The sequence below is a fragment of the Streptomyces sp. NPDC002032 genome (assembly GCF_042890765.1).
Taxonomy (GTDB): Bacteria; Actinomycetota; Actinomycetes; order Streptomycetales; family Streptomycetaceae; genus Streptomyces.
In genome coordinates, this window is sequence record NZ_JBIASM010000003.1 from 392,724 (window position 1) to 414,820 (window position 22,097).

General features: G+C 74.6%; 19 protein-coding genes and 1 tRNA gene. 2 read left to right on the forward strand and 18 right to left on the reverse strand.

All coding sequences use genetic code 11. The features are described 5' to 3' along the window. Positions 1 to 29 precede the first annotated feature (29 nt). The 4 genes from ACFYYT_RS09900 to ACFYYT_RS09915 form a co-directional block, all read right to left on the reverse strand. On the reverse strand, positions 30 to 1,730 hold the full coding sequence (locus tag ACFYYT_RS09900; RefSeq protein WP_351818925.1) for an AMP-binding protein: 1,701 nt from the start codon (positions 1,728 to 1,730) through the stop codon (positions 30 to 32). A gap of 26 nt (positions 1,731 to 1,756) precedes the next feature. Next, on the reverse strand, positions 1,757 to 2,359 hold the full coding sequence (locus ACFYYT_RS09905; RefSeq protein WP_388607585.1) for a lytic polysaccharide monooxygenase: 603 nt from the start codon (positions 2,357 to 2,359) through the stop codon (positions 1,757 to 1,759). Between the two features lie 198 nt (positions 2,360 to 2,557). Continuing rightward, positions 2,558 to 4,696 (reverse strand): SPFH domain-containing protein, encoded by a 2,139-nt coding sequence (locus ACFYYT_RS09910; RefSeq protein ID WP_388607372.1) that lies wholly within the window; start codon positions 4,694 to 4,696, stop codon positions 2,558 to 2,560. Next, positions 4,693 to 6,018, reverse strand: a complete 1,326-nt coding sequence (locus ACFYYT_RS09915) for a peptidoglycan-binding protein (protein ID WP_351819006.1) — start codon at positions 6,016 to 6,018, stop codon at positions 4,693 to 4,695. Before ACFYYT_RS09915 ends, ACFYYT_RS09910 begins: the two co-directional genes overlap by 4 nt. 227 nt (positions 6,019 to 6,245) lie before the next feature. Here ACFYYT_RS09915 and ACFYYT_RS09920 point away from each other — a divergent pair. After that, positions 6,246 to 6,319: transfer RNA gene (locus tag ACFYYT_RS09920), tRNA-Lys, on the forward strand. A 107-nt stretch (positions 6,320 to 6,426) separates the two neighbouring features. Here the strand turns inward: ACFYYT_RS09920 and ACFYYT_RS09925 are convergent. The 13 genes from ACFYYT_RS09925 to ACFYYT_RS09985 all read right to left on the reverse strand — a co-directional run bounded on the left by ACFYYT_RS09925 (position 6,427) and on the right by ACFYYT_RS09985 (position 19,907). After that, positions 6,427 to 7,089, reverse strand: coding sequence for a class F sortase (locus ACFYYT_RS09925; protein WP_351818916.1), 663 nt, complete (start codon positions 7,087 to 7,089; stop codon positions 6,427 to 6,429). Further along, a complete protein-coding gene (locus tag ACFYYT_RS09930; RefSeq protein WP_351818913.1) occupies positions 7,086 to 7,712 on the reverse strand; it encodes a hypothetical protein in 627 nt (208 codons plus the stop codon). The genes ACFYYT_RS09925 and ACFYYT_RS09930 overlap by 4 nt, the downstream gene beginning before the upstream one ends. Positions 7,713 to 7,826: 114 nt before the next feature. Further along, complete coding sequence (locus tag ACFYYT_RS09935; protein ID WP_351818910.1) at positions 7,827 to 8,606, reverse strand: HAD-IIA family hydrolase; 780 nt, start codon at positions 8,604 to 8,606, stop codon at positions 7,827 to 7,829. Positions 8,607 to 8,743: 137 nt separating this feature from the next. Beyond that, positions 8,744 to 10,288 (reverse strand): alkaline phosphatase family protein, encoded by a 1,545-nt coding sequence (locus ACFYYT_RS09940; protein WP_351818907.1) that lies wholly within the window; start codon positions 10,286 to 10,288, stop codon positions 8,744 to 8,746. A 145-nt stretch (positions 10,289 to 10,433) separates the two neighbouring features. After that, positions 10,434 to 11,522: a 2-aminoethylphosphonate ABC transporter substrate-binding protein gene (locus ACFYYT_RS09945; RefSeq protein ID WP_351818904.1), complete on the reverse strand. Its 1,089-nt coding sequence runs from the start codon at positions 11,520 to 11,522 to the stop codon at positions 10,434 to 10,436. A gap of 25 nt (positions 11,523 to 11,547) precedes the next feature. Further along, complete coding sequence (locus tag ACFYYT_RS09950; RefSeq protein ID WP_351818901.1) at positions 11,548 to 12,345, reverse strand: ABC transporter permease subunit; 798 nt, start codon at positions 12,343 to 12,345, stop codon at positions 11,548 to 11,550. Next, the gene (locus tag ACFYYT_RS09955) at positions 12,332 to 13,342 is read right to left on the reverse strand and encodes a 2-aminoethylphosphonate ABC transporter permease subunit (protein ID WP_388607378.1); all 1,011 of its coding nucleotides are present in this window, start codon (positions 13,340 to 13,342) and stop codon (positions 12,332 to 12,334) included. The genes ACFYYT_RS09950 and ACFYYT_RS09955 overlap by 14 nt, the downstream gene beginning before the upstream one ends. Next, positions 13,335 to 14,384 (reverse strand): ABC transporter ATP-binding protein, encoded by a 1,050-nt coding sequence (locus ACFYYT_RS09960; RefSeq protein ID WP_351818895.1) that lies wholly within the window; start codon positions 14,382 to 14,384, stop codon positions 13,335 to 13,337. Before ACFYYT_RS09960 ends, ACFYYT_RS09955 begins: the two co-directional genes overlap by 8 nt. Then, entirely contained in the window at positions 14,381 to 15,100 is a 720-nt protein-coding gene (locus tag ACFYYT_RS09965) for a phosphonatase-like hydrolase (protein WP_351819004.1), read from the reverse strand. The genes ACFYYT_RS09960 and ACFYYT_RS09965 overlap by 4 nt, the downstream gene beginning before the upstream one ends. Positions 15,101 to 15,105: 5 nt before the next feature. After that, positions 15,106 to 16,227, reverse strand: coding sequence for a TIGR03364 family FAD-dependent oxidoreductase (locus tag ACFYYT_RS09970; protein ID WP_351818892.1), 1,122 nt, complete (start codon positions 16,225 to 16,227; stop codon positions 15,106 to 15,108). 148 nt (positions 16,228 to 16,375) lie between these two features. Continuing rightward, positions 16,376 to 17,146 (reverse strand): GntR family transcriptional regulator, encoded by a 771-nt coding sequence (locus ACFYYT_RS09975; protein WP_351818889.1) that lies wholly within the window; start codon positions 17,144 to 17,146, stop codon positions 16,376 to 16,378. Positions 17,147 to 17,231: 85 nt separating this feature from the next. Continuing rightward, positions 17,232 to 18,029, reverse strand: coding sequence for a hypothetical protein (locus tag ACFYYT_RS09980; RefSeq protein ID WP_351818886.1), 798 nt, complete (start codon positions 18,027 to 18,029; stop codon positions 17,232 to 17,234). Positions 18,030 to 18,818: 789 nt separating this feature from the next. Next, the gene (locus ACFYYT_RS09985; protein WP_351818883.1) at positions 18,819 to 19,907 is read right to left on the reverse strand and encodes an ROK family transcriptional regulator; all 1,089 of its coding nucleotides are present in this window, start codon (positions 19,905 to 19,907) and stop codon (positions 18,819 to 18,821) included. 55 nt (positions 19,908 to 19,962) lie between these two features. On the opposite strand from ACFYYT_RS09985, the gene ACFYYT_RS09990 reads away from it, so the two are divergent. Continuing rightward, positions 19,963 to 21,093, forward strand: a complete 1,131-nt coding sequence (locus ACFYYT_RS09990) for a Gfo/Idh/MocA family oxidoreductase (protein WP_351818880.1) — start codon at positions 19,963 to 19,965, stop codon at positions 21,091 to 21,093. A 112-nt stretch (positions 21,094 to 21,205) separates the two neighbouring features. Here the strand turns inward: ACFYYT_RS09990 and ACFYYT_RS09995 are convergent, their stop codons facing one another. Next, entirely contained in the window at positions 21,206 to 22,063 is an 858-nt protein-coding gene (locus ACFYYT_RS09995) for a fumarylacetoacetate hydrolase family protein (RefSeq protein WP_351818877.1), read from the reverse strand. Between the last annotated feature and the right edge of the window lie 34 nt (positions 22,064 to 22,097).

The following is a 22,097-nucleotide window of genomic DNA, read 5'->3' on the forward strand; positions in this document are numbered from 1 at the left end:
AAGAGGCGCCGGGCCGGGAACCGGTTGCGTCAGCGCGTCAGGAGGTTCTGGCGCCCCTGGGCCCCGTACGCCGCCAGCAGCGCGGCCAGGTCCTCGGGGTCGAGCGGGCGGTAGCCGGCCGGGGTGCGGTGCCAGACCGGGTCGGGGCAGGTGAAGCCGGCCCGGCGCAGGGCGACGCGGTGGACCTTGTTCGTGGCGGTGACGGGCATCGCGTCGAGGATCCGGACGTAGCGCGGGGCCATCTTCGTCCCCAGGTCGGGCTGGGCGGCGAGGAACGCGGTGAAGGCCTCCGGGTCGAAGGGGGCGCCCTCGCGCAGGGCCAGGGCGGCCATGACCTGGTCCCCGGCGACCTCGTCCGGGACCGCGTACACGGCGACGGCGGCCACCGCCTCCCAGCGGGCCAGGACGTTCTCGATCACGGCGGCGGCCAGGTTCTCGCTGTCGACCCGCAGCCGGTCGTCGGTGCGGCCCGCGAAGTAGAGGAAGCCCTCGGGGTCCCGGAAGAAGAGGTCGCCGGTCCAGTACCAGCCGTCGCGGGTGCGGGCGGCCTCGGCGTCCGGATTGCGCCAGTAGCCCTCGAAGAGGCTGTGGCCGCGGTTGACGAGTTCGCCGATGGCCTCGTCACCGTTGAGCAGCCGGCCCCGCGCGTCGAAGACGGCGGCCGGGCACTCGCGGCCGGTCTCCGGGTCGATGACGGCCAGGTCGTCACCGGCTCCGGCGCGGCCGAGCGCCCCCGGCGGGGTGCCGGGGACCCGCTGGACGGAGGCGCCGCCCTCGGTGGCCCCGTACCCCTCCACCAGGCGGACTCCGAAGCGCTCGGCGAAGCGGGCGGCGTCCACCGCGCCGGCCTCGGTGCCGAAGCCGAGGCGCAGGGCGTGCGCGCGGTCGTCGGGGCGGGGCTCGGTGGCCAGGAGGTACTGGACGGCCCGGCCGACGTAGGTGAAGTACGTCGCCCCGTAGGCCCGTACGTCGTCCAGGAAGGCGGAGGCGGAGAAGCGGCGGCGCAGCGCGACGGGGGCGCCCGCGCAGAGGGCGGGCAGCCAGTCGGCGATGACGGCGTTGCCGTGGAAGAGCGGCATGCAGATGTAGTGGACGTCGTCCGGGGTGACCGAGAAGGAGCGGGCCAGGGAGTGGCCGGCGGCGGCGAGCCGGCCCTGGCTGCAGATCGCGGCCTTGGGGGCGCCGGTGGAGCCGGAGGTGAAGTAGAGGAGCAGCCGGCTGCCGGGGCCGGGCGGGCGGACCGTCGCCTCGCCGGGCTTCGCGGCGGCGTAGGGGGCGAGGAGGGCCTCGTACTCCTCCGTGCCGGTGACGAGGATCCGTACGCCGGGCAGGTCGAGGCCGCGCAGCAGCGGCAGGTGGACGGGCTCGGTGACCAGGATCCGGCAGTCGGTGTGCAGGATGTCCCGGGCCAGCTCGGGGCCGCGCCGGGTGGGGTTGATCCCGGCGACGGCGGCCCCGGCCAGGGCCGCCGCGCCGAGCCAGAAGGGGAACTCGGGGGTGTTGTCGAGCAGCACCCCCACGTGCGGCTCCGCCCCCGGCGGCAGCAGGTCGGCGAGGAGCGCGGCGCGCGCCGCGGACGCGGCGGCGGTCCGGTGCCGGCTGAGCACGGTGGCGCCGGTGGGGCCGTCGGCGCCGTGTTTGAGGCCGGGCCGGTGGTCGCCCCACTGGCGCGCGATGAGCTCCGCGACGGTATCGGGTGCGCCGGCGTGCGGCGCGGTCGTCGTCCGCATGCCGCCGGAGGGTAGCTGACGTAGCGTCAGAACTGAACGTCGGAGCAGGAGTAGAAGGCCATCGGGGTGTCGTTGACGGTCCAGACGGCGAGGATCACGTGCCGGCCGGTCTTGCCGCTCGGCATGGTGCCCCGGTGGATCGTGGTCATGTCGGGGCGGCCGCCGTTGTAGGGCACGACGAGGAAGGGCTGGGGGTCGAGGGAGGCCCGGGTCAGCGGCTTGGTGGGGTCCCAGCCGTTCTTGGTGACGTAGTACTTGAAGTCCGTCGTGGAGTGGTTCGCGGTGAACTGCCAGCGGAAGTCGTAGCTCTGGCCGGAGCTGACACGGGTGGCGGGCCAGGTGCCGCCGCGCGGGTCGTCGAGCTGCGCGAACTCGCTGTGGCCGCCGGAACATATCTGGCCGTCGGCGGGGCCGGCGGCCGGGAAGCCCTTGTAGCCCTCGACGCTCTGCGGCTCCCACTGGATGGGGCCGCAGTCGGCGACGGTCTTGTTGGCGCAGAGCTTCTGGCGGCTGATGGGGGTGTCGGTGTAGCCGTGGCTGCTGGCGGTGGGGGCGCTCAGCAGGGTGACACCGGCGAGGAGACCGAGGCCGAGGGCGGCGGCACCGGCCCGTCCGGGCCGGGCGGGCATGCGGAACAGACGCATGATGCTCCTTGGACGTGGGGGGACGGACGGGAACGGGGGAGCCGTGCGCGCTGGGGATGGCTCCAGGTCTAGACCAAGTCCCACAGTATTGACGGGAGTTGGCCATGTCTATACCAATGCGAAAACGGGTGGTCCGGTCACAACCGGCCACCCGTTTCGCTGGTGCGCGTGTGCTGCTCGGTGTTACTGGTCGCTGCGCCCGGTGTAGAACGCGACGGTGAGGTCCTTCACCAGGGCCTTGCGCTCGTAGTCGTCGAGCTCGACGATCCCGCGCGAGGTCAGCCGGTGGACGGTGTCGTCCACGGCGTCGACGACGGAGGTCAGCACGGTGTCCCGGTGCTTGGCGTCGATCGCGGCGACCCGGCGGCGGCGCATCGCCTCCGCGACCTCCGGGGCGTACTCGATCCGGGTCGGCTGGGCCGAGAACACCTCGATGCCGACCGCCTCGGTTTCGGCCGCGAGCAGCCGGGTCAGCGCGTCGCCGACGGCCTCGGCGTCGCGCAGGGTCGGGGCGTCCTCGTGGAAGGCGTCGGCGGGGAGCTGGGACAGCACCCGGGCCATGGCCGACTCGACCTGCTCGGCGAGGTAGTCGGTGTGGTCCTCGACGGCCAGCGTGGCCCGGGCGGTGTCCTTGACCTGCCAGACGACCTGCACGACCACCTGGAGGGCGAGGCCGCCGGAGTCGACTGCGGGCATGGGCTCGCTGCGCCAGTGGCGCAGCCGTACGTCGACCCGCTGGCGCAGCAGGAGGGGGCTGATCCAGGTCAGGCCGGTACGGCGGACCGTGCCGCGGTAGCGGCCGAAGAGGGTGAGCACCCAGGCGTGGCCGGCCCGGGCGCGGCCGAGGCCGCCGAGCGCGAGGAGCGCGACGACGCCGAGGAAGGCGAGCGGGGGCCAGTGGGTGGCGCTGAGCCCCTGGTAGGCGCGGGGGGGCGCGCCGAACGCGGCCACCAGCGCGGCGGGGACGGCCCCGGCCCGCAGGAGCACGGCCAGGCAGCCGGTGAGGGCGAGGCCGCCGACGGCCACGGCGATCCAGCCGGGCAGTACCGGGCCGCGGTGCTCGCGGAGCCGGTCGTCGCCGCGCGGGACGCGGCGCCCGGCGGGGGGCCGCGGGGCGGCCGGGCGGGGAGAAGGGGGCTCGGGGCGGCGGGCGGGGACGGGGGGTGTGGGGTGGGCGAGGAAGGGGAGGTGGACCGGGACCTCCGTGACGGCCGTGCCGCGCGGGCGCAGGTGGGGGATGTCCTGGGTGTCGTCCTCCTCCCGTACGTCCATGCCGCGGGTGACGGCCTGGGCGACGATCTCCGCGACCCCGGGCCCGGGCACGCCGGACCCCTGGGCCTCCGCCTCCGGCTCCGCCTCGCCGCGCGCCGCCGGTACGTCGCCCCGCGCGGGCGCCCGCTCGATGTCGACCCACCGCCCGGGCCGGGGTTCCGCCGGGGCGGGGGCGGGGTGCGGGGCGGGGTGCGGGGCGGCCCCGCCCGCCATGGCGGGCTCGGGGTCGGCGGGGTGGCGCGGGTGCGCGGCGCGCGGCGGTACGGGGGCCGTCGCGACGGCCGCGTGGGAGTCCTGCTCGGGGACGGGCACGGCCTCCGGGTACGCGGCCCGCGCGGCGGGCGCGGGCTCGGGGTAGGCCACCGGTGCCGGGTGCTCCGCACCGGGCCGGGCGGCCTGCCCCGCCACCGGCTCCGGGACGGGGGCCCACCCGGCTGGGGCGGCGACCCCGACTGCTCCGGCCTCCCGGGCGGGGTGGGCGGCGCGGGCGGCGTCGGTCCCCCACGTCACGCGGGCGGGCTCGGCCCGGGTCTCCCGGACGGCAGCCACGGCCTCACCCGCGGCGCGGGTGGGGCCGGCCCCCCGGGCGGCATCGTCAGCCCGGGGCTCCCAGGCGGCTCCGGCCTCCCGGGCCGGGCGGTCGGTGTCGGCTCCCCGCCCGCCATGGGCGGCTGCGGACTCCTGGGCGGCTCGGGGCTCACCGGCCGCCCGGGCGGCAGCGACCGGGTGGGCGGGGTCGGCCTGCCAAGCAGCGCGGGCGGGCTCGGCTGCCCGGGCGGCGGGGGCCGGTGCGGGCGCCCCGGCCGCACGGTGAGCTTCGGCTTCTGCCGTTGCCGCACGGGCGGCCACGGGGCTCGGGGCGCCGTCGGCGGCGGCTCCCCAAGCCGCGCGGGCGGGGCCGGCCTGCCAGGGGGTGCCGGCGGCGGGGTCCCGGGTGGCGCCTGCGACTTCGGCCGGGTGGGCGGCCGTGGGCCGGGTGGGGTGCGTCGCGGGGTGGAAGGTGCCCGTCGTGGACGTGGTGCGCGTGGGGTACATCGTTGCCTCCGTCATGCGAACAGCCGGCGCCAGGTTTCCGGGCCCGGGTAACCGTCGGCCGAGGCTCCGCGCCAGCCCTGCGCGCGCTGGAAGGCCTCGACGTTGCGGCGGTCGGCCTCGCTCCAGCGGGCCCCCGGACCGGAGGTGTAGTACGTGCCGAAGCCCTTCTCCGCCAGCCGCCGTCCCAGGGCGAGGACCGCCGGATGGGTCTGACCCGGCCGGAAGACCCCCGGCCCCGGGTACGCGGGCACCCCGGCGGGACCCGGATGGCCGGTCCTGGTGGGCGGGATGTCCTTGCCCTGGCGCTGCACCAGCAGCCGCCACGTGTGCTCGCCCGGGACGCCGTCGGCATCGGCCCCCGTCCAGCCCTGCGCCTGCTGGAACGCCTGCGTGGCCAGCCGGTCGGCGTCACTCCACTTGGTGCTCGCACCCTTGGGGTAGAACCGCAGGCCACCGCGCCCGATCAGCATCTTGCCGAGCTCGGCGACGTACTGGTTGTCGGCCCCCGGCCCGAACTTCGCGGCGCCCGGGAAGGCGGCGGTGCCCGGCGGGTTCGGGGCCGGAGCGGGATCGTCCGGGACGACCCCGCCGGTCACCCCGTTGTACCGGTACGGGAGGTACTTCTCGGAGTTGCTCCAGTACGCGTACGGCGTGGCCTGCTTCCGCGTCGTCGGCCGGGTCTGCTCGTAGGCCACGTAGTGCGTGTGCGTCGCGTCGACCCAGCCGCCGAAGAGGACGACGTGCGAGCCCTGGTTGGGGTCCGCCGGGTTGTGGAAGAGCAGCATGTCCCCCGGCAGCAGCTCGTCCTTCTTGATCCTGGTGGCGAAGGTGTCGAGGCTGCCGGTCCACTCGTTCGTACCGAGGTTCCAGGCCATGGAGACGTATCCCGAGCAGTCCTGCCGGTAGCCGTCCGTCCAGTACTCGGACATGCTGTAGGGGACCTTCGCCTCCAGCCACGCCTTCGCCCGGTTGATGATCGTCGTGCGGTCGATGCGCCGCGCGAGCGCCGGCGCGCCCGGCCGGCCCGGGTGTCCGGCAGCCGGCTTGCCGTGCAGCGGGGCCCGGCCGCCCTGCGGGGTGCCCGGCGGGTCGAGGGCCACCGGCCCGGGACCGGGCAGCGGCTTGCCCACGGCCAGCGCGGCCGAGCCGCCGCCGCCGAGGACCACACCGGCGGCGGTGGCCAGGACCAGCGCCCTGCGGGCCCGGCGCACGGCGGGGTGTCCTCCGTCGCGCAGCCCTATGGCCCGCCCGCGCGCGAGGGTGCGGCGCCGCTGCGCGCACCCCAGGCACACGCAGTCGCCCGCGGGCTCGTACTCCTCGAAGGCCGGCATCGGCATCGGTGTCGGCGTCGGCACATGCACCGGAGGCTGCAACGTCATGCGGTCCGTCCACTCCCCTGCTCGTCCACTGGGCAGCCGCACGCGTATCTGTCGGGGCATCAGATACGGCTCGGCCCAGACATATCGTGCACGACAAACACCCTAAACATGGGTTAATCGGACAACGCGGGCGCGGCTGGTCATGAGGACCCCTGGAGGTGGGGTAGAGTTTTGCCTGTCACCAAGCGCCGCTAGCTCAGTTGGTTAGAGCAGCTGACTCTTAATCAGCGGGTCCGGGGTTCGAGTCCCTGGCGGCGCACAGACGAGAAGAAGTCCCCCGCAGCGAAAGCCGCGGGGGACTTCTTCGTTGTCCCCTGGATGCCGTACGGGCCGTACGGGCCGTACGTGCCGTACGTGCCGTACGGGCTATGCCGGCAGGGTCGGTTTGGTGCCGGCGCCGGTCAGGTAGGCCGAGACCACCACGTTCGCCGAGTACTGGTGGGCCGCCTTGTCGTAGCTGCCGCCGCAGGTGACCAGCCGCAGTTCGGCGCGGCCCTTGACCCGCGGCCCGTACGCCTTGTGCGGGTCGAAGCCCGCGCGCTCGTAGACCCGTACGTCCTCCACCGTGAACTCCGCGACCGTCCCGTCCGCCCGTGAGACGCGGATCTTCTCCCCCGGCCCCAGCGTGCTCAGGCCGAAGAACACCGCGGGCTTGGACTTGGTGTCCACGTGCCCCACCATCAGCGCGGTCCCGGGCGCCCCGGGCGCGGGGCCCGCGCCCCACCAGCCCACCGTGCCCGGCAGCTCGTACGGCGGCGGCTCGATCGCCCCGTCGCCGTCCAGGCCCCGCGCGATCACCGGGGCCTGCACGCCCATCGCCGGTACGTCGATCCGCGCGGGCATCGCCGCCGAGAGCGGGGCGCGCGCGGCCGGCAGCCCGGGGCCCACCGGTCCGCCCGCCCCGCCGGCGGGGGCCGCGGGCGGGACCCCGGTGATCTCCTTGCCCCACACCCACAGCAGGAGCACCAGCACCGACCAGGCGGCGAAGGTCAGCAGCCGGCCTCCGGCGGAGGCCTTGGCCTCGCTCATCCGCCGTTGCGGCGACGGCGCAGGGTCAGGGCCCGGCCGGCCACCGCCAGGCTCGCGGCCGCGGCCAGCACGGCGCCGATCACGGTCTGGGAGAGGCCGGGTCCGTCCCCGCCGTGGCTCTTCTTCGTGGCCGCGGCGAGCTGCGTGCCCTCGGCGAGCTGCGTGCTCTCCGCGACCTGGGCGGCCATGCCGCCGCCGCCCGCGTGGACCGGCCAGACCGGCGTGTGGTGCGGATCGGGGTGGTGGTCGCGCTCGCGGATCTCGATGGAACCGCGCAGGCCCTCGTCCCGGCCGCCGTCGCACTTGACCTTGACCTCGTGCCAGCCGGGGCGGGCGTGCGGGCTGATCAGCGTCTCGCCGTACAGGCTGCGGTCCCCCGGGCCGGACCTCAGGTGCGCCTCGGCGGCGAAGACGGGGGAGATCGCGATCCCGCGGTCGCCGTCGCAGCCGCGGACGCGGATCTTGACCTGTCCCCCCGGTTCGACGGGGTTCGGGTCCGCGGAGACGCTGCCGCGGTCCCGGTCGTTCTCGTTCGCGAGCGCGGCGGGGGCGGTCACGGCGGTGGCTGCCGTCAGGGCGACGGCCACCCCTGCGACACGGAGTGCGATCAATGAACTGCGCATGGTGAACCTCCTCTACTGGGAGATTCACGCGCGACGCGCCGCTCCGCATCCGGAGCGGCGCTCTCTTGGCCCGTATGTGTCAGCCGTTCGCGCTAATGGCCCGCCGTGGCGCGGCTAGACCAGGTCGACCAGATCGGCGATCGAGTTCACCGTCTTGGTCGGGCGGTACGGGAACTTCTCGGTGTCCCGCGCGGAGGTCAGACCGGTCAGCACGAGGAAGGTCTGCATGCCCGCCTCCAGACCGGCCAGCACGTCGGTGTCCATCCGGTCGCCGATCATCGCGCTGCTCTCGGAGTGCGCGCCGATGGCGTTGAGGCCCGTACGCATCATCAGCGGGTTGGGCTTGCCCGCGAAGTACGGCTGCTTGCCGGTCGCCTTGGTGATCAGCGCGGCGACCGCGCCCGTGGCGGGGAGCGGGCCCTCGGTGGAGGGGCCGGTCTCGTCGGGGTTGGTGCAGATGAAACGGGCACCGGCGTTGATCAGCCGGACGGCCTTGGTCATGGCCTCGAAGCTGTAGGTGCGGGTCTCGCCGAGGACGACGTAGTCGGGCTCGTGGTCGGTGAGGATGTAGCCGATGTCGTGCAGGGCCGTGGTCAGGCCCGCCTCTCCGATGACGTAGGCGGTGCCGCCCGGGCGCTGGTCGTCGAGGAACTTGGCGGTGGCGAGGGCCGAGGTCCAGATGTTCTCGACGGGCACGTCCAGGCCCATCCGGCTGAGCCGGGCCTGGAGGTCGCGCGGGGTGTAGATGGAGTTGTTGGTCAGCACCAGGAAGGGCTTGCCGGACTCGCGCAGCCGCTTGATGAAGGCATCCGCTCCGGGGATCGGGGTGCCCTCGTGGATGAGGACCCCGTCCATGTCGGTGAGCCAGGATTCGATCGGCTTGCGCTCTGCCACGGGACTGTTCTCCGCTCTGCGGGAGGCCTCTGACCTCGGAGGCCTCTGGTCTGTACCACCCTAACGGGCGGGGGCCGTGGACGCGGTGGGCGTCCACGGCCCGGACGGGCGGACGGGCGGCCGGCGGGACGGGCGGGTCAGCCCAGGGTGACGTTGTCGACGGTCCAGAACCAGTTGTTGGTGCCGCTGTAGCGGAACCGGACCTGTACGTCGGTGGCGCCGGCCGGGACCTGGAGGGCGATGGACTCGGCCTTGGCGACGGCGTCGGCGGTGTAGTTCTTCACGACGGTGGCGGCGCCGCCGTCGTAGGAGACGAGGACCTGGGCGGTCTGGCCCGCGTCCTGGCGGTAGTGCGTCTGGAAGGCGAGGGTGCGCGTGGTGCCCCCGGTGACGGGCCACTTGGGGGTGACGAGGGTGGAGTCGAAGGAGCCGGTGTGGCTCTTGTCGTCCCACTCGTCGGAGTCGGCGACGGCGAAGACGTCACGCGAGCGGACGTTCAGCTCCCGCCACTGGTCGCGCTGCGACTGGCTCCAGAACTCGTCGGTGGCGAAGGCCCATCCGGCCCACTCGGTGACGCCGCCGGTGCCCATCTTGGAGTTGTCCACGGTCCAGCCGGCGGGCGGGGTGTGGGTGAACCCCTTGGTGGCGGCCGGGATCCCGGTCTCGTCCACGCGGGCCTGGAGGCTGGGGCGCAGGGTGTCGAAGGGGTCGTTGTCGGGGGCGTCGAGCGGGACGCCGTCCAGGCCGGGGGCGGCGACGCCGACCTGGGCGAGGGCGGTGGCCGCCACGTCGACGAGCCGTACGTCGTCACGCACCGAACCGGCCGGGATCCCGGCGCCCTTCGCGATGACGAAGGTGCCGCGCTCCTGGAGGGTGGAGCCGCCGTGGCCGCCGGCGTCGGTGTGGCCGTGGTCGGTGGTGACCAGGACCTTCCAGTTCTCCTGGGCGTAGGCCGGCCTGTTCTGGACGGCGGTCAGGAGTTGGCCGACCATGACGTCGACGCGGCCGATGGCGTCGAGGTACTGCTGGCTGGCGGCTCCGTAGGAGTGCCCGGCGCCGTCGACCTGGCCGAAGTAGACGAAGGCGGCGTCCGGGTTCTGGTCCTGGAGTTCGGCGGCGGCCGCGGCGGCGATCTTGGGGTCCTCGGTGCCGTAGCCGTCGCGGTCGCCCTTGAGGCTGAGCCGCTTGTCGACCTTCGCGGAGAAGACCGGGCCGCCCGCGTCGGTGGAGGTGATGGGCTCCCAGTCTGCGGCCGCGTAGGTGTTGAGCGCCGGCCTGGTGTTCTCGATGCGGGTCAGGAAGTCCGGGTAGGCGCCGTAGTTCTTGCCGGTGAAGGTGTTGTCCTTCACGCCGTGCTTGTCGGGCCAGACGCCGGTGGCGATCGTGGACCAGCCCGGGCCGGAGGAGGTGGCGGCCATCGGGTTCGCGTAGAGGGTGCTGCGGGCGGTGAGGCCCTCGGCCATCAGGCCCTTGAGGTGGGGGGCGTTGGCGGCCTTGATCCGGTCGAGGACCGTGCCGTCGATGCCGATGACGAGGACCTTGCCGGTGGTGGCCGCGGTGGCGGCCGCGCGGGCGGCGGGCTTCGGGGCGGCGACGGCGGTGTGGACGCCGAGGGCGGTGGCGAGCAGGGCCGTGGCGGTGGCGGCCACGGCGAGGGTCCGTCCGGACGGGACAGGGGACACGTACTCCTCCAGGAGCAGGTGAGCCGACGGGGGGCGGCGGTGCGCGTGCGGCGGGTCCGGACCGGAGGGCCGCGCGGGCTCTTTCGGTCCAGACCCGTTATCCAGTCGTCACTCTTCCGGTCGTGGATGACCGGAAGGTGTCGGCTCAGCTGCCGGTCGCCGACTTCCACGCGTCGACGTAGCCGGTGAGGTTCTTGTCGATGTCGGCCCAGTCCGGCTCGAAGACCTCGACGCCGCCCATGATCTTGGTGAGCTCGACGGCGTTGGCGTCGGTCGGCTTGACGTCCGTACGGGCCGGGAAGCCGCCGCCGACCTCGCTGACCTGCTTCTGGGCCTCCTCGGAGAGCAGGTAGTCGAGGAGCTTGCGGCCGTTCTCGGTGTGCGGGGCCTTGGCCATCAGGCCGGCCGCGTAGGGCAGCGCGAAGGTGGTGGGCCTGCCGCCGTCCTTCGCGGGGAACCAGATGCCCAGGTTCGGCATGGACTTGGCCTGCGCGAAGTTCATCTGGACGTCGCCGTTGGCGACGAGCAGCTCGCCCTTGTCGGTCTTGGGCGCGAGCTTGCTGGTGGAGGAGGACGGGCCGACGTTGTTGGCCTGGAGCTTCTTCAGGTACTCCATCGCCGGCTCCTTGCCGCCGAAGTCGTGCATGGCCTTGATGAGAACGGCCGTGCCGTCGCCCGCGACCCCGGGGGTGGAGTACTGGAGCTTGCCCTTGTACTTGGCGTCCAGCAGCTCCTCCCAGGTCTTGGGGGCCTCGGTGAGCTCCTTCTTGTTGTAGACGAAGCCGAAGTAGTTGTTGACGACGGAGGTCCATTTGCCGTCCGCGGCCTTGTCGCCGCCGTTGACCTTGTCCGATCCCTGCGGCTGGTACGCCTGGAGCAGTCCCTTGCCGTCGGCCTGCTGGATGAAGGGGGGCAGGGTGACCAGGACGTCGGCCTGCGTGTTCGTCCTCTCCCGGACGGCGCGCTGCACCATCTCGCCCGAGCCGCCTTCGACGTACTTGACCTCGATGCCGGTCTTCTTGGTGAAGTCGGCGAAGACCTTGTCGTACCAGCCGTCGCCCTTGTCGCTCTTGAGGCCGTCGGCGCTGTAGACGGTGACGGTCTTCTCGCCTCCCTTGGAGCCGGCGGAGGAGGTGGAGGAGGCGGACTCGCCGCCGCAGGCGGTGAGACAGACGGCGAGGGCGAGGCTGCCGGTGACGGAGGCGGTGGCGCGGAGCAGGAGCTTGCTGGGCATGGAACTTCCTTACGGGGAAAGGGAGTCAGCGGTAGGTGGCTCTGGTGCGGATGCGGGAGACGGCCAGGAGGACCAGCAGGGTGGTGGCCATCAGGACCACGGCGACGGCGGAGCCGCTGAAGAGGGAACCGCGGTCGGTGGCGGTGAAGATCCGGACCGGGAGGGGCATCCAGTCCGGCGGGTAGAGCATCATCGTGGCGCTCAGCTCGCCCATCGACAGGGCGAAGCAGAGTCCGGCCGCCGCCGTGAGGGACGGCAGCAGGAGCGGGAGCCTGACCCGCCACAGCACGTACGCGGGACGGGCCCCCAGGGAGGCCGCCGCCTGTTCGTACGCGGGGTCGAGTCGGATGATGGCGGCCGAAACCGACTGGTAGGCGAACGCCGTGACAAGAACGGTGTGCGCCAGGATCACGATCGAGCTCGTGCCGTTGAGCAGCAGCGGGGGCTTGCTGAACGCGACCAGCACGGCGAGGCCGACGACCACGGACGGCACGGCGACCGGAAGCATGAACAGGGCGTCCAGGGAACGCTTTCCGCGCCCTCGCAGCCCGGCGGCGGCCAGCGCCGCCCAGCTGCCGACGGTCAGCGCGAGCAGGCTGGCGACCACGGCCGTGACCAGCGAGGTGGTCAGCGCCTGGAGGGATTCGCCGCGCACGGCGGAGGCGTAGTTCGCGGTGGTCGGGCCGGAGGGAAACGCTCCGGACCAGTGGGTCGAGAAGGAGGCGGCCACCACGACGAGCAGCGGCAGGGCGAAGAGGGGGAGGAAGAGCAGTGCGAACAGGCTCCAGGCGGCCCACCGGCCGGTCTTGCTATGCACCAGCACGCTTGCCCACCACCCGGTAGAGGCCGAACAGGCCGACGGATATCGCGATGTTGACGACGGCGACCACGCAGGCGGCCGCGTAGTCGGATTCGAGGATCGCCTTGCCGTAGATGAGCATCGGGAGCGTCGTGACGTCCTTGGCCCCGGTGAACAGGACGATCCCGAACTCGTTGAGGCACATGACGAGGACGAGGCTGCCGCCCGCGGCGAGGGCGGGCAGGGACTCGGGAAGGATCACCTGCCGGACGATCCGGGCCGGGCGGGCGCCGAGGCCTGCGGCGACCTCCAGCTGCGCGGTGTCCAGCTGGGAGAAGGCGGCGAGCAGCGGGCGCATCACGAAGGGGGTGAAGTACGTGATCTCCGCGAGCAGGACGCCCCAGGGGGTGGCGAGGAAGTGGAAGGGCCCTTCGGAGACGCCGAAGGCGTCGGTCCAGGCCCCGTTGGCCATGCCCACCGTTCCGTAGATGAACAGGAGGGCGAGGGTGATGAGGAAGGAGGGGAAGGAGAGGAAGACGTCGATGAACCGGGCGACGGCCTTGGCTCCGGGGAAGGGCACGAAGGCGATGATCAGCGCGAGCGTGAAGCCGAGCAGGAGGCAGCCGGCGGTGGCGCCGACGGCCAGCCAGACGGTGGTGCCGAGCGCTTCGCGGAACCCGTGGGAGGCGAAGACGGAGGCGTACGCGTCGAAGGCGCCGCCGCCGTTCTCGGGGCTGAAGGACTGCCGGACGACCAGCGCGAGGGGGTAGAGGAAGACCAGCGCGAGCACGGCCACCGGGGGCAGGGCCCAGACGGAGCGCGGCAGCGACCGGGGTGGCCGCGGCGCGGCCGGGGGGTGGGGGGCTGGGGCGCCTGGGGCGGAGGGGGCGCCTGGGGCGGCGGCCGGGGCGGGGATCGTGGGCCGGGCCGCCGAGGGCGCGGACGGCACGGGCGCGGGCGGCACGGGCGCGGGCGGCACGGGCGCGGGCCGGGCGGCGGTGCGCCGGGAGGCCTCAGCCATCCGACACCCCCGCCGCCAGCAGCACCGCGTCCCGCGGCTCGAAGTGCAGGGTCACCTCGTCGCCCAGCGCCGGCGTCTCCCGCAGCTCGGGCAGGTCCGCCTTGACGCGGTGGCCGTCCACGTCGACGTAGAGCCGGTGCGTCGAGCCCCGCCACTGCACCTCGGCGATCCTGCCGCGCAGGGCGTTCGGCCCCTCCCCGAGCCCGAGCAGGTGCGGACGTACGCACAGGGTGGCGGTGGAGCCCGGCGCCGCCCGGCCCGGATCGAGGGCCAGCGGGCGGCCCGCGAAGACCGCGCCGCCGTCGGCCACGGTGACCGGCAGCAGGTTGGCGTTGCCGACGAAGGACGCCGTGAACTCGGTGCGCGGCGCCCGGTAGAGCTGCTGCGGAGTGCCGCAGTCCTGGAGGCGGGCCCGGTCCATGACGGCGATCCGGTCGGCCAGGGTGAGCGCCTCGACCTGGTCGTGGGTGACGTACAGGATGGAGACCTCGGGCAGCTCCCGGTGCAGCCTGGCCAGTTCGGCCAGCATGCCGGAGCGCAGCTGCGCGTCGAGCGCCGAGAGGGGTTCGTCGAGCAGCAGGACCCCGGGCCGGATGGCGAGCGCGCGGGCGATGGCCACGCGCTGCTGCTGCCCGCCGGAGAGCTCGCGGGGGTAGCGGCGGGCGTAGGCACCCATCCCCGTCAGCTCCAGGACCTCGGCGACGCGGGCCGGGATCTCCGCCTTGGGGGCCTTCTGGGCGCGCAGGCCGAAGGCCACGTTGTCCGCCACCCGCATGTGCGGGAAGAGCGCGTACTGCTGGACGACCATGCCGATGCCGCGCCGGTGCGGAGGGAGCGCGGTGACGTCCCGGCCGCCGATCAGCACCCGTCCGGCGACGGGCCGGACGAAGCCGGCGACCGCGCGCAGGGCCGTGGTCTTGCCGGAGCCGGAGGGGCCCAGCAGTGCCATGACCTCGCCGGGTTCGACGGTCAGGTCGAGGGAGTCCAGGACGGTGTTGCCGTGGTAGGCGACCGAGACGGAGTCGAAGCGGATGCCGCTCACGCCGGCTCCGCGGCCGACGCCGCCGCTTCGGCGAGGAGCTGCGGGAGTTCGGCGATCGAGCCGAGGACGTGGGTCGCGCCGTGCGCTTCCAGCGCGGCGCGGTCGTGGGCGCCGGTCAGGACGCCGGCCACGACGCCCGCTCCGGCGCGGCGGCCGCTGAGCATGTCGTACGCCGTGTCCCCGGCGACCACCACCTCGCGTACGTCGGCCACCGCGCCGGTGCGCAGGAACGCGGCCAGCACCATGTCCGGGTAGGGGCGGCCGCGGCCGCCGGCGTCGGCGGGGCACAGGGTGAGGTCGGCGAGGTCCCGCCAGCCGAGGGCGTCGAGGATGGCGTCCTGGGTGACGCGGGCGAAGCCGGTGGTCAGGACGACGGTGCGGCCGTCGGCGCGGAGCTTCTCGACGGCCTCGCGGGCGCCGGGGAGGGGGGCGATGAGGCCGCCGTCGACGAGCTCTCCGTAGGCCTGCTCGAAGGCGGAGTTGGCGCGCCGGGCGAGTTCCTCCGTACCGAAGAGGTGGCGGAAGACGGAGATCTTGGACTCGCCCATGGTGTCGCGGACGTAGCGGAGCTTGGCCTCGTGGTCGGCGCTGCCCGGCTCGACGCCGAGGTGCTCGGCGGCGCGCTCGAAGGCGCGCTCGACGAGGCCGCCGTCGGCGACGGTCGTGCCGGCCATGTCGAGGACGATGAGCTTCTTGTCGGTGGTGCGGTCGGTCATGGTGTTCACCAGCCCAGTTCGTTCGCGGTGGTCTCGGCTAGGGCGGGCGAGCAGGTCATGCCGCGGCCGCCGGGTCCGGTCACCAGCCAGACGCCGTCGCTCACCTGCTGGCGGTGGACGACGCGGGTGGTGTCGGTGCACTGCGCGTACACGCCCGCCCAGCGGTGCCTGATCTTCGGCAGCGGGCGGCCCAGGAAGGCCTCGACGACCCCGGTGAGGTGCTCGTAGGGGTCTTCGAGGGTGTCGAACGCGAAGGGGTGTTCGTACTCGTGGGTGTCGCCGATGGTCAGTCCGCCGTCCAGGCGCTGGACCATCAGCAGCTGCATCTTGTGCGCGGCGGCGACCGGCGCCTGGGCCTGCCCGGCGTTGAGGGCGTCGAGGGCCGGGGAGGCGTAGGCCGGGTAGTAGCGGAAGCTGTCGGCGTCCGCGACGGAGGTGGTGAGGGGTTCGCCGAGCGGGGCGGTCTGCATCATCTGGAGGCGGACGCGGCGCACGGGCAGCTCGGGGGCGAGTTCGCGGACCAGGCCGGAGAGCCAGGCGCCGGTGGCCAGGATGACGGCGTCGCCGCGGTGGACGTCGCCGTGGTCGTCGCGGACGGCGCCGGGGCCGGTGACCTCGCGGACCTCGCGTCCGGGGAGGAAGGTGTAGCGGCCGGAGGCCCGGAGGGCCGCGCGGAGGTGGAGCTGGGCGGTGCGCGGCTCGACGGCCGCGTCGCGCTCGCACCACAGCGCGGCCTCGAAGTCGCCGCGCAGGGCCGGGTTGATCTCCCGGGCCTCGGCGGCGGTGACCAGTCGGTAGCCCCGGGCGGGGGCGTCGGGGCGGGCCAGGGCCGCCTCGGCGACGGCGCGTTCGCGGGCGTTGCGGACGGGGGTGAGGGAACCGATGGCGCGGAAGCCCAGGCCGGGCACCTCCGCGCCGATCCGCTCCCAGAGCTCGCGGGCGCGCAGGGCGGTGTCGAGCTCCTCGCCCCCGGCGCGGCCGCTGATCCAGATCTGGCCGAAATTGCGCAGTGACGCGCCGCGGGCCTCCGCCTCTCGCTCGATCTGGACGACCTCGTGGCCGCGTTGGACTGCTTGCCAGGCGTGCATGGTGCCGACCACGCCGCCTCCGACGACTATGACTCTCACGCCCTCCAAGGTGGTCGCGGTCCGTGTCCCGTACGGGGCCGCCCGGCGACGGGCCGGTGAATAGCCCCCGACACTTGGACTAGACCCGTTACCTTTTTGTGATGTCACGTCGCCCCTTTTCATGTGGGTTGAGAGGGTTGGCGCTCCGCTACTCGGGGCGCAGGCGGGTCGTGAAGCTGAACCGGTCGCCACGGTAGAGCGAACGCACCCGCTCCAGCGGCTGCCCGTTCTGGTCCCGGGAGAAACGGTGGATGAGCAACATCGGGAGGGCGGGCGGAGTGCCGATCAGCAGGGCCTCGCGGGGCGTGGCGAGCACCGTCTCCAGCTTCTCGTCGGCGTCCCCGAAGGAGATGCCGAGGCTGTCGCGGAGGTATCCGTAGAAGGAGGAGTCCGGCTGGAAATCGACGTCGAGGCGGGGCGCGCGGGAGACCCGTACGTACGTGCTCTCCAGCCCGACGCGCTCGTCGTCGGCGAGCAGCACGCGCTCCAGGTGCCAGACCGGCTCGCCCGCCTCGGCGCCGATGCCGCGGGCGAGTTCGGGCGGGCAGGGGAAGCGCTCCAGGCCGATCAGGTGACGGCCCGGGCGCCGGCCCTGCCGGCGCACGCCCTCGGTGTAGCTGGCGAGGGAGAGCGGCTGCTCCAGCTTGGGGCCCGCGACGACGGTCCCGCGCCCGGAGCGGCGCAGCCTGCCCTCCAGCAGCAGCTCCCGCAGGGCCTGGCGGACGGTCTCGCGGGACACCTCGTACCGCTCGGCGAGATCGCGCTCGGTGGGCAGGGTCCCGCCTTCGCCGAGCTCGTCGAGGAGGTCGGCGACCTGCGCCTTGACGGCGTAGTACTTGGGGATGCGGCCGTGCTCGGGGATTCCGGAGCGGACGGGCGAGCCGGGGCGGTGCTGCGGGTACTGGGTCTGTTCTTCCACGGTCGGACTGTACGTGGGGCAGGTGTACGGAGATCGCGGGTGCGGCGGGGGCGGCGGGCCGGGGGGCCGGGGGCGGGCGGCGCCGTCAGCGGGTGCGCAGGCGGCGGGCGGCGATGAGCAGTCCGGCCCCGGAGGCGAGGGCGGCCGCGGCGCCGGCTCCGTAGATCCACTCGCGGGGACCGGTGTGCGCGAGGGAACCCGCCTCGGTGCGGCCGTCCTCGCCCATCTCCTCCTGCGGGCCCTCCACCGAGAACCGGTACGCGCCGGCCTCGCCGACCCAGTCGCCGTCCTCGCCCTGCTCGCCCTTGCGCTGCACGAGGGCGGCGTCGGCGAGGACCTCGCCGTGCGGGGCGTCGGGGGCGAAGGCCAGCCGCACCTTGACGGTGGTGGTGCCGCCGGCCGGGACGGAGAAGCCGGAGAAGGCCTCGCCGCCGTCGAACACGGCGATGATCTCGTCGCGGTCGCTGCGCTCCAGGGTCACGGGGCGGGTGCCGCCGGGCGCGTCGAACTCCATCCGCAGGTGCGCGGGGCGCAGGGCCCGGGCGGCGTCCGTGAGCACGATGACGGGGTGGATGGCCGTGCAGGTGGCCGCGGTGCTGTTGGTCAGGTCCAGCAGCCAGGTCTGCGGCTCGGCGCCGGCCCGGTAGACCGCCGGACCGCCGCGGATGCGGGCGCCGATGGGGAAGGCGGAGCTCTTGCCGTCGCCGCAGCTGGCCTTGATGCGGGAGGGCATCGCGGGCGCGGGGTGGGCGGCGGGGCCGCCGCCGGGCCCGACGTCCGCGACGGCGGTGGGGGCGGCGGCGCCGGTGGCGAGGAGGACGGCGGTGAGGGCCAGGGCCGTGCGCAGGGGCGGTCGGTGTCGCTGTCGCAGTCGCTGTCCCATGGAAGACCTTCGCTGCTCGCCGGACGGATGAGGAACGGATGATGATCGGACGAGGCGACAATCACCCCGGCCTGCCCGCACCCTCCCACGCGCGCGAACCCGCTTTCCGAGCGCCGCGCCCGGCCTCCCCGGTTTACGCCCGAACGGCCCCAGGGGTCAACCCACCCGCCACCCGACCCGGCAGCGCTTGCGGCGCGGCGCCGGAGGTCCTGGCGCAGCCGGGCCACCCAGCCCCGCCGACGCTCGAGGCGCGGAGCCCGGGGGGCTCCGCCGCAGCCGCCCCACCCAGCCCCGCCAACGCTCGGGGCGCGGGGCCCGGGGCGCAGGCCCGGAGGCCTCGGCGCAGCCACGCCACCCAGCCCCGCCGACGCTTGAGGCGCGGGGTCCGGGGCGCAGGCCCGGGGGCTCCGGCACAGCCCACCCAGCCCCGCCGGCGTTTGAGGCGCGGGGTCCGGGGCGGAGCCCCGGGAGCCTCGGCGCAGCCGGGCCCGGCAGGCGCAGCCACCCCACCCAGCCCCGCCGGCGTTTGAGACGCGGGGCCCGGGGCGGAGCCCCGGGAGCCTCGGCGCAGCCAGGCCCGGCAGGCGCAGCCACCCCACCCAGCCCCGCCGGCGCTTGAGGCGCGGGGTCCGGGGCGGAGCCCCGGGAGCCTCGGCGCAGCCAGGCCCGGCAGGCGCAGCCACCCCACCCAGCCCCGCCGGCGTTTGAGGCGCGGGGTCCGGGGCGGTGGCCCGGAGGCTTCGGCGCAGCCGGGGCCGGGCGGGGCCCCGGTCGGGGCCCGGCCAGGGCTTACGCGTGGCCGAACAGCGGCGCCAGCGCCAGTTCGGCGGCGCCCTGCGCCACCCCGGCCGCCGCCCGCGCCACCGGCGGCGGTTCCCCCGTCAGCGCCCGGCCCGCCAGCACCGCCCGGACCCCCGTCACGAACACCTCCGGGTCGGCGGCCACCACCCGGCCCCCCAGCAGCACCCGGTCCACGTCCAGCAGCGCGACCAGGTTCGCGGCGCCCTCCCCCAGCAGCCGCGCGGCCCCCGCCAGGTCCCCCCGGGCCACCGCCTCCAGGCAGAGCACCTCCAGGCAGCCCCGCCCCCCGCAGCGGCACGGCGGCCCGTCCAGCCGGAGCACCTGGTGTCCGAACTCCCCCGCCGCCGAGCGCGCCCCCCGGTAGACCGCGCCGTCGAGCCGCAGCCCCGCCCCGAGCCCGGTCCCGACGTGCAGGTACACGCACGAACCGGCCCCGCCCGGCCCTCCTGCCGCCGCGACCCCGGCGTTGGTGTCCTTGTCCAGCACCACCGGCAGCCCCAGCCGCCCCTCCAGTACCTCCCGCAACGGAAACCCCGCCCAGTCCGGGAACCCCGTCACCCGCCCCAGCACCCCGCTGCGCCAGTCGAGCGGCCCCGGCGCGGCCACCCCGACGCCGAGCGGCGGTGCGGCCGGCCCGCGCGCGCAGACCCGTACGACCGCCGCGAGCACCGCCTCCACCACCAGGTCCGGGCCCGCCCCGAAGTCCAGCGGGCCGCGCCACGCCTCGACGACGCCGCCCGCGAGGTCGACTCGTACGGCCGTCAGCTCGTCGCGGTCCAGGTGCACCCCGACCGCGTGCCCGGCCTCCGGAACCAGCCGCAGCAGCGTGCGCGGCTTGCCTCCGGTGGAGGCGCCGCGCCCGGCCTCGGCCACCAGCCCCTCCGCCGCGAGCCGGGCGATGATCTTGCTGACGGCCTGCGGGGTGAGCCCCGTACGGGCCGCGAGCTCGGCGCGGCCCAGGCCCGGCGACGCCCCCGCCGAGCGCAGCAGATCCAGCAGCAGTGCCTCGTTGTACCCGCGCAGGGCCGGCAGGTTCGCCCCGCCACGACCGCCCCCGGTGCCCTTTCCCCTGTTCACCCGCCCATTGTCCACCCTCCTTGCACTTGCGCAACGCTGTTGCCAAAGTGGATGCATGAACACCGCACCCTCCCCCACCACCCCCACCACCCCCACCTCCCCGCTGCGCGTCGCGCTCATCGGCTACGGACTCGCCGGCTCCGTCTTCCACGCCCCTCTCGTGTCCGCGACCGAAGGCCTCGTCCTCGACACGGTCGTCACCTCCGACCCCGGCCGCCGGGCCCAGGCCCGCGAGGCGTACCCCGACGTCCGCTTCGCCGCCTCCCCCGACGAGCTGTGGGAGCGCGCGGCCGGCGGCGGGGACGACGCCCCCGGCCTCGTCGTCATCGCCTCCCCCAACAAGACCCACGTCCCGCTCGCCACCGCCGCGCTCACCGCCGGCATCCCGGTCGTCGTGGACAAGCCCCTCGCCGCGACCGCAGCCGAGGCCCGCGAGCTCGCCGCCCTGGCCGACCGGACCGGCACCTTCCTCTCCGTCTTCCAGAACCGCCGCTGGGACAACGACTTCCTCACCCTGCGCCGCCTCCTCGCCGACGGCGAACTCGGCGACGTCCAGCGCTTCGAGTCCCGCTTCGAGCGCTGGCGCCCGCAGCTCAAGGGCGGCTGGCGCGAGTCCGGCGCCCCGGAGGAGATCGGCGGCCTGCTGTACGACCTCGGCAGCCACGTCGTGGACCAGGCCCTGGTGCTCTTCGGCCCGGCGGTCCGGGTCTACGCGGAAGCCGACGTGCGCCGCCCCGGAGCCCAGACCGACGACGACACGTTCATCGCGATCACCCACGCCGGCGGCGTCCGCTCGCACCTCTACGTCAGCGCGACCGCCGCCCAGCTCGGCCCGCGCTTCCGCGTCCTCGGCTCGCGGGCCGGCTACGTCAAGTACGGGCTCGACCCCCAGGAGGCCGCCCTGCGCGAGGGGCTGCGCCCGGACCGGGCCGACGGTGCGCTGTGGGGCGAGGAGCCGCCGCACCTGTGGGGGCGGCTGGGTTCCGGCGAGTCCCCGCTGACCGGCGGCGGGATCCCGGTGCCGACGGAGCACGGCGACTACCCGGCGTACTACAAGGCCGTCGCGGAGGCCCTGCGCACGGGCGGCCCGGCTCCGGTGAGCGCGCACGAGGCCGCCGACTGCCTGGCGGTCCTGGAAGCGGCGCGCCGCTCCTCCCGCGACGGGGTGACGGTGGACATCGCCTGAGCCGGCCGGGGCGCGGGGACGGCCAGGGCCCGGGGGGGGCGGGGGCGGCGCGGGCATGCGGAAGGGGCGGACCCGCCCCCCGACGGCCCCGCCCCTCCTCCCCCCGTCGGCGCTACGCGCCCTTGAACTCCTGCCGCTGGCGCCCGAGACCCGCGATCTCCACCTCGACGACGTCCCCGGCCCGCAGGAACGGCTTCGGCTCCGGCTGCCCGGCGGCCACACCGGCCGGCGTGCCGGTGACGATCACGTCGCCCGGGTACAGGGTCATGAAGTGGCTCAGGTACCGCACGACCTCGCCGACCGGGAAGATCTGGTCCGAGGTGTGGCCATCCTGCTTGAGCTCCCCGTTGACCCACAGCCGTACGTCCAGCACCTGCGGGTCCGGGACCTCGTCGGCGGTGACCAGCCAGGGACCGAGCGGGGTGAAGGTCTCGCAGTTCTTGCCCTTGTCCCAGGTGCCGCCGCGCTCCGTCTGGAAGGCGCGCTCGGTGACGTCGTTCGCAAGGACGTAGCCCCCGACGTGCGCGAGGCCCTCCTCGGCGGAGCCCAGGTAGCGGGCGGTGGCGCCGATGACGACGCCCAGCTCGGCCTCCCAGTCGGTCTTCACGCTGCCGCGCGGGATCAGCACGGTGTCGTCGGGGCCGACGACGGTGTCCGGGGACTTGAGGAAGACGATCGGCTCCGCCGGAGCCTCCGCACCGACCTCGGCCGCGTGCCCGTGGTAGTTCAGCCCGATGCCCACGATCTTGCCTATCCGACCCACCGGGGAGCCGGTGCGCAGACCACCCGCGTCCAGGACCGGAAGCTCGCCGGCCGCCGCGGCGTCCCGTACGCGGGACAGTACGGAGTCGTCGGCCAGCAGGGCCCCGTCCACATCCGTGATCAGGCCGGACAGGTCACGCAGGGTGCCGTCCTGGTCGAGCAGCGCGGGGCGCTCCGATCCGACGGGTCCGACACGCAGCAGCTTCATGGACATTCTCCCGTGGTCGAGGGTGGTCGGCCCA

Coding starts and splice junctions, on each gene's coding strand:
- ACFYYT_RS09955 (WP_388607378.1), bottom strand. CDS start 13,342: ATGGCTGAGGCCTCCCGGCGCACCGCCGCCCGGCCCGCGCCCGTGCCG.
- ACFYYT_RS09915 (WP_351819006.1), bottom strand. CDS start 6,018: ATGCCGATGCCGGCCTTCGAGGAGTACGAGCCCGCGGGCGACTGCGTG.
- ACFYYT_RS09910 (WP_388607372.1), bottom strand. CDS start 4,696: ATGACGGAGGCAACGATGTACCCCACGCGCACCACGTCCACGACGGGC.
- ACFYYT_RS09965 (WP_351819004.1), bottom strand. CDS start 15,100: ATGACCGACCGCACCACCGACAAGAAGCTCATCGTCCTCGACATGGCC.
- ACFYYT_RS09945 (WP_351818904.1), bottom strand. CDS start 11,522: ATGCCCAGCAAGCTCCTGCTCCGCGCCACCGCCTCCGTCACCGGCAGC.
- ACFYYT_RS09900 (WP_351818925.1), bottom strand. CDS start 1,730: ATGCGGACGACGACCGCGCCGCACGCCGGCGCACCCGATACCGTCGCG.
- ACFYYT_RS09930 (WP_351818913.1), bottom strand. CDS start 7,712: ATGCGCAGTTCATTGATCGCACTCCGTGTCGCAGGGGTGGCCGTCGCC.
- ACFYYT_RS09925 (WP_351818916.1), bottom strand. CDS start 7,089: ATGAGCGAGGCCAAGGCCTCCGCCGGAGGCCGGCTGCTGACCTTCGCC.
- ACFYYT_RS09905 (WP_388607585.1), bottom strand. CDS start 2,359: ATGCCCGCCCGGCCCGGACGGGCCGGTGCCGCCGCCCTCGGCCTCGGT.
- ACFYYT_RS09990 (WP_351818880.1), top strand. CDS start 19,963: ATGAACACCGCACCCTCCCCCACCACCCCCACCACCCCCACCTCCCCG.
- ACFYYT_RS09980 (WP_351818886.1), bottom strand. CDS start 18,029: ATGGGACAGCGACTGCGACAGCGACACCGACCGCCCCTGCGCACGGCC.
- ACFYYT_RS09995 (WP_351818877.1), bottom strand. CDS start 22,063: ATGAAGCTGCTGCGTGTCGGACCCGTCGGATCGGAGCGCCCCGCGCTG.